Raw genomic sequence first — 12,211 nt, 5'->3', positions numbered from 1 at the left:
TGCCTCTACATTTGGTAAAACAGGCCTTAAACTCTGACTGAAATTATCCTCTCTTCCGCTCAGGGACTTTGTAGTGGAACTCGTTGATGGGCAGTTGCTCGTCACAGAAGCTGTATTCATGCGGCACGTTGGAACCGATGATGACTAACCGATTGGCCCTATTCCGCTCCAGATGCTCCAGGTACCATGCTACGCCTGCCTGGTCCAGGTTGGTAGTGGGCTCATCTAGCAATAGAAGGGGAGTATCTGAATAAATGGCCAAGCCCAGTTTCAAGCGTTGGCGCATGCCCGAGGAAAAGTCCCGCACCAGTTTGTGTTTGGCCGCTTGTAGCTGCAGTAAATCGGGAAGTTGCTGGGGCGTTATGCCGCGTAAAGCCTTGAAGCGGGTGTGGAACTGAATCATCTCCTCCAGGGTGAATTCCTCCAGTAAATCCTGATAAGGGGCTGCCATGGAAAGCGAGCGGTACAGTTCATCTACCGGAATCTCTTTTCCAGCTAAGGAAGAAGTGATGGAGCCCTCTGAGGGGAGTTGGAAACCGCTAAGGATAGAAAGCAAAGTGGATTTCCCGGACCCATTGTGCCCCAGCACGGCATAAGCCTTGCCTGAGACAAACTCATAGGACAGATTCCGGAAAATCCACTCGTAATTGAAACGCTTGCCTAAAGAGGAAAGCTTAATCTGCATCGCGCTGATAGCCTTTGATAATGCCCCGGCCAGAATTCCGCACGAAATTCACAATCTCGTCGCGTTCTGAGCTAGGCGCTAAGTCAATCTCAATTTTATCTACCGCCGCGGCCGTGTTCAGACCGCTCATGAACAGAATGCGGTAAATCTGCTGAATGTCGGTGATTTGGTCGTTCGTGAATCCTCTTCGGCGCAAGCCGATGGAGTTTACGCCAGCATAGGACAATGGCTCACGAGCCGCTTTGATGAACGGCGGCACGTCTTTGCGCACCAAGGACCCGCCAGAAACCATGGCGTGCGCGCCTATGCTCACAAACTGGTGCACCGCTGAGGTACCGCCAATGAACACGTGGTCATGGACCACAATGTGACCAGCTAACTGTACTCCGTTGGCTACAATCACATTGTTGCCAATGATACAGTCGTGGGCCACGTGCACGTAGGCCATAATGAGGCAGTTAGAGCCAATAGCCGTGGTGTTTTTATCTAAAGCCGTTCCTCGGTTCAGGGTCACGCACTCTCTGATGATGGTATTATCGCCAATAGAAACGGTAGACGGCTCGCCTTTGTATTTCAGGTCCTGCGGCGGGGCCGAAATAACGGCACCCGGAAAAATCTGGCAGTTCTTGCCAATGCGGGCACCTTCCATAATGGTCACGTTGGGGCCAATCCAGGTGCCTTCGCCAATCTCCACGTTTTTAGAGATGGTGGTGAACGGCTCTACCACCACGTTGGTGGCGATTTTAGCTTCGGGGTGGATGTACGCTAGTGGCTGGTTCATGCGTCTTTTCTTACGATACTTGCTAACATCTCGGCCTCCATCACTAACTGACCGGCTACGTAGGCCTGGCCCTGCATTCTAGCTATCCCTCTTTTAATAGGTGCCAACAGTTCGCATTTAAAAATAACGGTGTCTCCGGGCACTACTTTCCGGCGGAAACGGCATTTGTCTACGCCCATGAAATACGTCCAGTAGTTTTCTGGGTCTGGCACGGTGCTTAACACGTAAATGCCGCCGGTCTGGGCCATGGCCTCAATGAGGATTACGCCCGGCATGACAGGATTGCCCGGAAAATGCCCCTGGAAGAACGACTCGTTCATAGTTACGTTTTTTACGCCCGTAACGGTTGTTTCATCCAGATGGATAATCTTGTCAATGAGTACGAAGGGGTACTGGTGCGGCAACGTCTGCATGATGCGGTTGATGTCCATCACCGGCGTTTTCTTAGGATCATACACCGGCACGTTCTTCACAGACGTTTCCTTGATGTATTTCTTTATCTTCTTCGCAAAGGCCACGTTAGACGCGTGCCCTGGACGGGCTGCCAGAATTTGACCTTTCAACGGACGGCCTACCAAGGCTAAATCCCCAATTAAGTCAAGGAGTTTATGGCGGGCAGGTTCGTTTTTGTAGCGCAGGTCTACGTTATTCAGAATTCCTTCCTTCTTTACGGCCACTTTCGGCTTTTTCAAAAGGTCAGACAGGTAATCTAGTTCATTGTCTTCTACTACACGGTCTACCACCACAATGGCGTTGCTCAAGTCTCCGCCTTTGATCAGGTTTTGCTTGTAGAGCATTTCAATCTCGTGCAGGAAGCAGAAGGTGCGGCAAGAAGCGATTTCGTCTTTAAACTGACGCAAATCGGTTAGAGAGGCATGCTGCGAGCCCAGAACCGGCGAATGGTAGTCTACCATTACGGTTACGCGGTAATCATCCAGGGGCAGAATAGCGATCTCGGTTTCGCGGGAGCCGTCCCGGAACATGATTTCCTCTGGTACCTCAAAGAAGTTACGTAGCGCGTTCTGCTCTTCCAGACCCACTTCCAGGAGTGGTTGCACGAACAAGATGGAAGAACCATCCATGATGGGGGGCTCGGGGCCGTCAATCTGGATGAGGACGTTGTCTATCTCTAACCCCACCAAGGCGGCCAGTACGTGCTCCACGGTGTTTACGCGGGCGCCGTTCTGTTCAATGGTGGTGCCGCGGGAAAGGTCCACCACATTGTCTACGTCAGCGTCTACAATGGGCTGTTCTGGCAAATCTATGCGCTGGAATTTATACCCGTGGTTGATGGGAGCGGGCAGAAACGTCATGTTTGACACCACGCCAGTATGCAATCCAATACCAGAAACCGTCACCGGTGCCTTTATGGTATGCTGTTTATCGTTCATGAAGCACTAAATAGGGGTAAAGAGGGGCTAAAGTTAAAGCTTTTCTCTGAGTTCCTCTACCTGTTTCTGCAACTCGGGTAGTTTCCGGAAAACCGCCATGGCCCTCAGATTCTGTTTATAGTCAAAAGCCGGTGCTCCTTGTACAAAAGTCCCTTCTTCTTTGATGTTTTTGGAAATGCCTGATTTAGCACCAATTATAGTTTTGTCGGCTATGCTTACGTGGCCTACCACACCTACCTGACCGGCAATAGTACAATAGTTTCCTACCTTGGATGAACCCGCAAAAGCCGTCTGGGCAGCCACTACGGTGTGGCGGCCAATTTCTACGTTATGCGCCACCTGCACCAGGTTGTCAATCTTGGTACCGGTTCTGATGATGGTGGAACCCATGGTAGCGCAGTCTACGGTGGTGTTGGCCCCAATGCTCACATCATCTTCCAGCACTACGTTCCCAATCTGCGGAATAGCTTTATAAGAACCGTCCTTCTGCGGCGCAAACCCGAACCCATCGCTGCCAATCACGGCCCCGGCATGGATAGTGCAGGAAGAGCCGATCACGCAATCGGCGTAGATTTTGGCACCAGAGTACAGAACGGTATTGTCGCCAATGGTTACGTTGTCGCCTATGTACACCTGCGGATAGATGTGCACACCGCTCCCAATCTTGCAGTTTTTTCCTATATAAGAGAATGCACCTCTATAATGGCGGTCACCTATGGTGGAATTCTCGCCTATGAAACAGGGTTCCTCCACACCTTGGCGTGAAGCGGCTACAGCTTGTTGATAGACTTCCAGCAACGTAGAGAAAGAAGTATATGGGTCTTCCACCAGAATCAGATTGGCGGTAACCGGTTGCTTTAATTCCAGCGTTTTGGAAACAATCACCGCCGTGGCACCCGTGGTATAGAGATAGTGCTCGTACTTAGCATTAGACAGGAAAGAAAGTGCGCCGGGGGTGCCTTCTTCAATCTTCGCCAGTCTGTTTACTTTGGCGTTTCCGTCTCCCTGCACTTGGCCCTGGAGTAAGTCAGCAATCTGTTGTACCGTGAATTCCATGGGGCAAAGTTAAGGAAACAATTTTTAACGGTGATATCTTCAGCCACAAGGACTTACCCAAGCAGACCCAAACCCTTCAGTAATAATACCCTAACCTGAACCAGTTTTCTCCGCTTTGCCCTGAAATAGTTTTAAAGCTGATTTCTGAAAACTACGACAAAAATAAGGTTTCTGGATGGGAACAGTCCCTTCCCAGTGATAACGAGAAACAATGCCAGATCTGCGTTTTGGACCTGCTTTTTATTAAATGGCTCCAGAATAGCTCCCTTCAGGTTCTGGAAGGAGGGGGAGTGCTGCAATTGACGTTTTATTAATAATCATCTATAAATAAAGTGACCGATTGCGGGAACTAAGAAGAAATGTCAATTTTTTTGCTGAAAAGTCTATATTGCATGAGTTTTCAGGGAAGACGGTGGGTAGGGAAAATATTTGTTTTCCCGCAGATGAAGTTTAAATTAGATAGATGCGCTTTCTGTTACATATTGTGGGTATCTTGGTTGCTTTTATGGCAAACGTGAATGGTACGTTTGCTGGCATGGAAGAACAACGCCGGTTTCTGCACATTGATGTCAACAACGGGCTTTCCCATAACCAGGTCAACTGCTTCCTGAAAGACAGCAAAGGTTACATTTGGATAGGCACTTCCTCGGGCCTTAACCGGTTTGATGGCTATGGCGTAAAGGTCTTCCGTCATAATTCCCGGAACACCGCCTCCCTCCGAGACAACAGCATCAGCAAGCTTTTTGAAGACCCAGACGGTAATATTTGGATCACTTCGCAGAAGGGGCTTACCGTCTACAAACCCAAAGAAGACAGGTTTGAGCGGGACTATGCCTCGTTGCTTAAAAAATATTCCCTGCTGCCAGCACCGGTAGAAAACATTCTGCAGGATAAAGCTGGCAACTACTGGTATCTGCAAACTGGCCGGGGGCTTACCCGGTACAACCCTAAAGCCAGAATTACTACTCCGGTAAAGCTTTCGTCTTTAAACAAAACTCCTGCCACTGCCCCGCAGATAAGTACTATTGACTTCACGCCGCAAGGCGACCTCTGGATTCTGTACGCCAACGGCCTCCTGGAAAAGCTGAATGGCAAAACGCTGCAAGTGGAAGCCCAAGAAAAAGGTTTGCAGGAAATTTTCAAGGGGCAGTTGATGGCCTACGGAGTAACTATTGACCAGGAGGGTGATTTGTGGCTGTTTTCTGCCAATGAAAGCATTGGGGCTTTTTTGTACAATCCGGCCACTAAAAACCTACGGCAATTTCATGAGAATGCGCCTACGCTTAAACTAAACTCCAACCTAGTCCGCGGGGTGGTGGAGAACGAAGACGGCACCGTGTGGCTAGCTACAGACCACGGGGGCATTAATATTGTCAACAAGAAAGACTTTACGGTGCAATTTGTCCAAAACTGCCCCGAAATAGAAAACAGCCTCTCGCATAACAGCCTCATCTCCATCTACAAAGACCGGGAGGGAATTATTTGGCTGGGCACCTACAAGAAAGGCGTAAATTACTACCACAAGAACCTACTTCGGTTCCAGCACCACCAAAATCAGTTGCTGGTGAAAGGAAGCTTGCCCTATGATGACATTAACCGCTTTGTGGAAGACGCGAAAGGTAATCTTTGGATGGGCACTAACGGCGGCGGTTTGCTTTACTGGAACCGAAGCACCGGCCAATACACCCGCTACCAGCATAACCCCAAAGACCCGAACAGCCTCAGCAACAACGTGGTGGTAAGTCTGCTTCTGGACAAAGAGCAGAACCTATGGGTGGGAACTTACTTGGGTGGCCTGAACAAGTTTGACGGGAAGAAATTTACCCGCTACAAGCACAACGCCCAAGAACCATTCAGTTTAGGTCAAGACAATGTGTGGGAATTATTTCAGGACAGCCGAAATCAGATTTGGGTAGGAACCATGCGGGGCGGTTTGCAACGGTTGGAGCCTAGTACTGGCAAATTCTATTCCTACAACCGGTCTGCCACCAAACCCGGCTTGGAAGCGCTATATGTGGCGGCTATCGCCGAAGATGCCCAAGGAAATCTCTGGACGGGCGGTGACATTGGGGTGGAAGTGCTGAATCTGAATACCAAAAAGCTGGTGCAATTCAAAAATGACCCTCAAAACCCGAAAAGCCTTAGCAGTAATTCGGTGCTGAGTATTTTCCGGGACAGTCGTCAGAATATGTGGGTAGGAACCAATGAAGGCTTGAACCTCTTCGACCCTAAAACCAACTCCTTCCGGCTTTTCACCAAAGAAAATGGCCTGGCAGATAATATTATCCTGAACATTCTGGAAGATCGCCAGCATGCCCTCTGGATAAGCACCCCTAACGGAATTTCGAAACTGGAGATCAGGGGCCGGCAGCCGCAGGAGATATCCTTTGTGACCCGCAACTTTGATGAGTCTGATGGATTGCAGGGTAAAGTCTTTAATGAAAATGCGGCTTACTTAACCAGAAAAGGCGAAGTGGTGTTTGGCGGGCCTAATGGGTTTAATATTTTCCAGCCGGGAGAATTGACCACCAATAAAGTAGCCCCGTCCATTGTCTTTACTGATTTTCAGTTGTTCAGCAGAAGTTTGAAAGTAGGCGAGGAGGTAGGCGGCAGCGTGATTCTACCCCAAGCTTTGGCAAATACCAAGCAGATTACGCTCCAGCATGACCAGAACATGTTCACCGTAGAGTTTGCCGCACTCAACTTCTTCCATTCAGAAAAAAACAAGTACCAGTACAAACTGGAAGGTTTTGACAAGGAATGGCTCACTACGGATGGTAGTAACCGCCGCATCACCTACACCAACCTAGACCCCGGCAAATATCAGCTGTTGGTCAGGGCTTCAAACAATGACGGGGTCTGGAACAAAAAAGGCATCAGCCTGAACATTGAAGTACAGGTGCCGTTCTGGCGCTCAGATGTCGCCTACATCTCCTACTTTTTGTTAGCTTTTGTGATGCTGGTGCTGGTTCGCAGAATGGAAAAGCAGAAGGCGAACGAGAAATTTGAACTGGAGCGGGAGCGCCGCGAGGTGAAACACATGCGGGAACTGCACCTCATGAAGATTAAGTTCTTTACCAACATCAGCCATGAATTCCGGACGCCACTTACGCTTATTCTGGCGCCGTTAGAAAGATTACTGGCCAACACGCAAGATGCCGAGCAGTTTAAGCAGTTCCAGATGATTAACCGCAACGCCAAGCGTTTGCTGCACCTGGTGAATCAATTACTTGACTTCAGGAAGCTGGAGGTGGAGGAAGTGGCCTTCGCTCCTTCGCACGGCAACATTGTCAAGTTCATCAAAGAGGCGGTGTATTCGTTTTCAGACCTTTCGGAGAAAAACCATGTGAATCTGTCCTTTGAAACCAGCGTGCGGGAGCTGCATGCTTCTTTTGACATGGACAAACTGGGCAAGATTCTCTTTAACCTGCTTTCCAACGCCTTCAAGTTCACGCCTGAAAACGGAAACATTAAAGTAGAAGTTAACTGTCACGATAACGACTCCGCTTCTCCAGGACTGCACCTGTTGGAAATCAAAGTTTCTGATACCGGCATAGGCATCTCCAAAGAAAACCAGGAGAAGATATTTGACCGCTTCTTCCGGGAAGACGTGCCAGATAATCTGGTGAACCAAGGCAGCGGCATTGGGTTATCCATTACCCAGGAGTTCGTTAAAATTCACGGCGGGATGATTCAGGTACAGAGTGAGATTGGCAAAGGCAGCTGCTTTACCGTCACCCTACCCATCAAAGTAAGCAGTTCTGTTTTGGAGGAATCTGAGCTTACTGAAGTATTGGAAGAAGTTGTTCCGGTAAATGCCCCGGAAAAGACAAAACCTGTTCTTACTGCTTCTGAGCACGAATTGGTGGTATTGTTAGTAGAAGACAGCGAAGATTTCAGAACTTACCTGAAAGAAAATCTAAGCGCTCATTTCACGGTGTTGGAAGCGAAGAACGGGAAAGAAGGCTGGCAGAAAGCCCTTTCGGCTATGCCAGACCTGATAGTAAGCGATTTAATGATGCCAGAGCTGAACGGCATGGATTTCTGCAAAAAGATTAAGTCAGACCCTCGTACCTCCCACATTCCGTTCATTCTTCTCACGGCCCAAACCGCCGAGGAACAGAAGCTGAAAGGCTTGGATATTGGCGCTAATGATTATATCACCAAGCCCTTCAGTTTTGAGCAACTGCTTTCCCGCATGTCTAACCTCATTGCGCAGTGCCAACTCCTGCAAAAGGCCTACCGAAAGAAAATAAGCGTGCAAACTAGTTCTATTGACATTGTCTCGCTAGACGATAAACTCATTCAGAAAGCCATCAAAGTAGTAGAGGAGAACATAGACCGGTCAGAGTTTTCGGTGGAACTGATGAGCCGTGAATTAGGCATGAGCCGGGTGTATCTTTATAAGAGGATTGTAGCACTTACTGGCCAGTCCCCGGTAGAATTCATCCGAAAGATAAGATTGGAGCGGGCAGCGCAACTTCTGGAGAAAAGCCAGTTAACTGTAGCCGAGGTAGCCTACGCCGTTGGTTTCAATAACCCCAGATACTTCTCTAAATACTTCAAGGAAGCGTACCACGTGCTGCCATCTGTCTACGCCGAGAGCAAACAGTCACAGACTACCGCTTAGAATTCCCCTTTTGAGCAAGAATTTTCTTTGGTTCCATTGCAATTTGCATAAGAGGAAGAACTTGCAATCATTTATTGCTTTGTTTTCGAAAAGTAGTTCCTAAACGCCTCGTAACTTCTTTCTTTCTTTCTTTATTCCTGGCGCGAGTTTGCAACTCGTGCCTACAGATGATGGATAGTCTCTGACTAACCTCGCTGCCATAGCAGCGACAGGCGCATGGCTGGTCATTTACGTTTGTTGCTTCATCAAACGTCCTTTCACCACCCCGCCCTACGGGCACCCCTCCCAAATTAGGAGGGGAGTTTCTGTCTCCAACTGTTAGAGCGGCGGCTCAAAAGACCTCGAAGTGTCTGCAAGGCCTGCGAGTGTCTGCGCCAGTAAAGTCTCTTCGCCACTTGTCGCTTCTGCTTGGTTTCTGGAAAACAGTCCTAAAACAATCTCCTTTCTTTACTAATCCTCAAGCCGAAATCCTCTCGTCAACACCATCTCTTCTCCATTTAAACCTTCTTTCCCAAAAACAGGCAGAAAATAACCTGCTACTGAGGCGAGTAGTGACCTTGTTAACATTTTGCAAAATAAAACCTGCTTTTTAGCCTCAAAAATGCGGTTTTTTCATTTGTTAACCGATGCAACATAGATAGGAAACATTTGATACATATGCCCTCCTAAGGTCCTCCTTACCTTCATGCTGTTAATTTTCCCCTGAAAAGTTGACTTTAAAAGAGGTTCGGCATTCAGGCAGGAAAAACGAAATTCACTTTTACCATTTAACTAATGAAGCTTAGAAACACGCTTTGTTTAGCGCTCATCGGGACGCTGTTTTCCTTTAAGCAGCCTGCTGACAAGAACTACCAGAAGTTGGCAGACGGCGTTTTGGTGCGCTTAGAAAAACCAACCAACGGCCAACCCAAAGTTGTGAAGGTTCGGGTAGTGGCAGACAACATCATCCAGGTATCGGCCTCGCCGGTGGAGAAGTTCTCCGAAGAAGCCAGCCTTATGGTACTGGAAGACAAAACCAAGACCGATTGGCAATATCAGGAAAAGGGAAAGACCCTGGTCTTGAACACCAAAGACCTGCGGGTAGAAGTTGGCGCCGACAACGGAGCCGTTACTTTCTTTGATAAAAGCGGCAAAGTGCTGTTGCAGGAAAACAGCAGAGGGCAGCAAGCCTTCGCCCCAACAAAATTACTGGGAAACATTCCAAGCTACCGTTTGCAGAAAGCATTTAACGCGGAGAAAGACGAAGCTTTTTATGGCTTGGGCCAGCACCAGACCGGCCTTATGAACTACAGAGGTTGGCAAGTTGACCTTACCCAATACAATTCCGTGGCGGTGGTGCCTTTCCTGGTGTCCAGCAGAAACTACGGCATTTTGTGGGACAACAACTCCATCACCAAGTTCGGAGATGTACGCCCGTACCAGCAGCTGTCTAAACTGAAGTTGTATGGCAAAGACCAGAAAGCCGGCGGGCTTACCGCTACTTATGCGTTTGATAAAAAGTCCGGGAAAGCACCCATCGTTCGTCAGGAATCTGAGATTAACTATGAGTTTCTGGAAGACCAGAAGAAATATCCGGCCGGTTACTCCTTAGAAGGCGGTTTGATGACCTGGGAAGGTTTTATTGAAAGTGATGTCACCGGTGACCATCGGTTCGAAATGCCTTCCTCTGGTTACGTGAAGGTATGGGTTGACAATAAGTTGTTGTTAGACCGCTGGCGCGAAGCCTGGAATCCGGGCATGTCGGTGTTCAAAGCCCCGCTTCAGAAAGGAAAAAAGCATTCCTTTAAAATAGAGTGGAATCCAGACGGAAGCGTGTCTTATTTGGCGCTTCGGTACTTGACACCGCAGAGTGCTCAAGACCTGAATACCGTTGCCTTCTCTTCTGAGGCGGGCGACAAAATGGACTACTACTTTGTGCATGGCAAAAACATGGACGAAGTGGTGAGCGGTTATCGTCAATTGACCGGTAAAGCCCAAGTAATGCCTAAGTGGGCCATGGGTTTCTGGCAGAGCCGCGAACGCTATAAAACCCAGCAGGAGTTACTGGACGTAGTGAAAGAATTCCGCAAGCGCCAGATTCCGCTGGACAACATCGTGCAGGACTGGTCTTACTGGAAAGAAGACCAGTGGGGAAGCCAGGAATTTGATGAAACCCGGTTCCCAGACCCGAAAGGCATGATTAACGAGGTGCACGCGAACAATGCCCGCCTCATGATTTCTACCTGGCCTAAGTTCTACGAGGGCATTGAAGCCTATAAAAAGTTCGACAAGAAAGGATTGCTGTATAAAACCAGCATCAACGAGCAAATCAGAGACTGGATTGGCAAAGGCTACGTGTCTACCTTCTATGACGCCTTCAACCCCGAGGGCCGCAAGATGTTTTGGGACTTGATTAACGAAAAGCTATATAAAATGGGAATTGATGCTTGGTGGCAAGATGCCTCGGAGCCGGATATTCTTTCTAACTCTTCTATTGAGCACCGCAAGGCATTGATGAACCCTACGTACCTGGGCCCTGCCGATAAGTACTTCAACGCTTATGTATTGCAGCACAACAAAGGCATCTACGAAGGCCAGCGCGGCACCAATCCTAATGACCGGGTATTCATTCTGACTCGGTCTGCTTTTGGAGGGTTGCAGCGCTACGGGGCTGCCACTTGGAGTGGGGACATTGCCGCTACTTTTGAAGAAATGGGCCGTCAGATTCCGGCCGGTCTTAACTTCTCTCTGTCGGGCTTGCCTTACTGGACCACCGACATCGGAGGCTTCTTCGTGGAAAACAAGTATGACCGCGGGCCAATGACGCCAGAAGCGCAGGAAGAATGGCGCGAGTTGCAAACCCGCTGGTACCAATACGGCACGTTTACCCCGCTTTTCCGCTCACACGGGCAGTATCCGTACCGTGAGGTGTACAACATTGCTCCGGAAAACCACAAGGCGTACCAGTCTATGGTGTACTACAACAAGCTGCGGTACCGCCTGATGCCCTACATCTATTCGCTTACCGGCCAAGTGTACCATAAGAATTCCACCATCATGCGCCCGTTGGTCATGGACTTTGGTACCGATAAAAACGTACAAAACATTAGTGACCAATTTATGTTCGGGCCAAGCCTGTTGGTGAGCCCGGTGCATGAAGCGAAGGCCACTAGTCGTAAGTTGTACCTTCCTGCCAATACGGGTTGGTACAGCCTCTATGACGGATCCTACCAGAAAGGTGGTCAGCAGATCACTGCCTCCGCTCCCTATGAGCGCATGCCACTGTTTGTGAAGGAAGGCTCTATTCTACCATTCGGACCAGAACTGCAATACACCACCGAGAAACCAGCCGAGACCATTACCCTGTATGTGTACGGCGGCAAGGATGCTTCTTTTGAGTTGTACGAAGACGAAAATACCAACTACAACTACGAGCAAGGCAAGTTCGCTACCATTCCCATCACCTATAACGAAGCTTCCAAAACCCTGAGCGTAGGTAAACGCCAGGGCGACTTTAAAGGCATGCTGGAGAAACGCACCTTCCACGTGGTGTTTGTGCAGCCAGGCAAAGCCAAAGCCCTAGCTTTTGATGCCAAGCCAGACGCTACCATTGCCTACTCGGGTAAAACGGCCTCTGTGAAACTGAAATAATCCCTTACCTAATCCTATAAAAATTTATTCACGTCACT

At 48.9% G+C, this 12,211-nt stretch carries 6 protein-coding genes; 2 read left to right on the top strand and 4 right to left on the bottom strand.

Annotation, left to right across the window (positions count from 1 at the left end; genetic code table 11):
• Positions 1–43 precede the first annotated feature (43 nt).
• Genes ACY0JR_RS13965 through lpxD form a run of 4 tightly spaced genes read right to left on the bottom strand, consistent with a single transcriptional unit; the run spans position 44 to position 3,913 of the window.
• Positions 44–685, bottom strand: a complete 642-nt coding sequence (locus ACY0JR_RS13965; RefSeq protein WP_462634716.1) for an ABC transporter ATP-binding protein — start codon at positions 683–685, stop codon at positions 44–46.
• Positions 675–1,466, bottom strand: a complete 792-nt coding sequence (lpxA, locus tag ACY0JR_RS13960; protein WP_462634715.1) for an acyl-ACP--UDP-N-acetylglucosamine O-acyltransferase — start codon at positions 1,464–1,466, stop codon at positions 675–677. Before lpxA ends, ACY0JR_RS13965 begins: the two co-directional genes overlap by 11 nt.
• Positions 1,463–2,857 (bottom strand): bifunctional UDP-3-O-[3-hydroxymyristoyl] N-acetylglucosamine deacetylase/3-hydroxyacyl-ACP dehydratase, encoded by a 1,395-nt coding sequence (locus ACY0JR_RS13955; protein ID WP_462634714.1) that lies wholly within the window; start codon positions 2,855–2,857, stop codon positions 1,463–1,465. The genes lpxA and ACY0JR_RS13955 overlap by 4 nt, the downstream gene beginning before the upstream one ends.
• Before the next feature lie 33 nt (positions 2,858–2,890).
• The gene (lpxD, locus tag ACY0JR_RS13950) at positions 2,891–3,913 is read right to left on the bottom strand and encodes a UDP-3-O-(3-hydroxymyristoyl)glucosamine N-acyltransferase (protein ID WP_462634713.1); all 1,023 of its coding nucleotides are present in this window, start codon (positions 3,911–3,913) and stop codon (positions 2,891–2,893) included.
• Between the two features lie 463 nt (positions 3,914–4,376).
• Between lpxD and ACY0JR_RS13945 the strand changes: the two genes are divergently transcribed.
• Both ACY0JR_RS13945 and ACY0JR_RS13940 read left to right on the top strand, forming a co-directional pair.
• Positions 4,377–8,543: a hybrid sensor histidine kinase/response regulator transcription factor gene (locus ACY0JR_RS13945; RefSeq protein ID WP_462634712.1), complete on the top strand. Its 4,167-nt coding sequence runs from the start codon at positions 4,377–4,379 to the stop codon at positions 8,541–8,543.
• A gap of 774 nt (positions 8,544–9,317) precedes the next feature.
• Positions 9,318–12,173 carry a TIM-barrel domain-containing protein gene (locus ACY0JR_RS13940; RefSeq protein WP_462634711.1) on the top strand — a complete coding sequence of 952 codons (2,856 nt, stop codon included), beginning with the start codon at positions 9,318–9,320 and terminating at the stop codon, positions 12,171–12,173.
• Positions 12,174–12,211: the final 38 nt, after the last annotated feature.

Source organism: Rufibacter sp. JT3400010 (genome assembly GCF_054956755.1).
Note: the sequence above shows the minus strand (reverse complement) of the source record. Positions and strands in the feature narration are given on the sequence as shown.

Bases quoted from the DNA above. Each gene is read 5' to 3' on its own strand.
- lpxD (WP_462634713.1), bottom strand. From the start codon at position 3,913: ATGGAATTCACGGTACAACAGATTGCTGACTTACTCCAGGGCCAAGTG.
- ACY0JR_RS13955 (WP_462634714.1), bottom strand. From the start codon at position 2,857: ATGAACGATAAACAGCATACCATAAAGGCACCGGTGACGGTTTCTGGT.
- ACY0JR_RS13945 (WP_462634712.1), top strand. From the start codon at position 4,377: ATGCGCTTTCTGTTACATATTGTGGGTATCTTGGTTGCTTTTATGGCA.
- lpxA (WP_462634715.1), bottom strand. From the start codon at position 1,466: ATGAACCAGCCACTAGCGTACATCCACCCCGAAGCTAAAATCGCCACC.
- ACY0JR_RS13940 (WP_462634711.1), top strand. From the start codon at position 9,318: ATGAAGCTTAGAAACACGCTTTGTTTAGCGCTCATCGGGACGCTGTTT.
- ACY0JR_RS13965 (WP_462634716.1), bottom strand. From the start codon at position 685: ATGCAGATTAAGCTTTCCTCTTTAGGCAAGCGTTTCAATTACGAGTGG.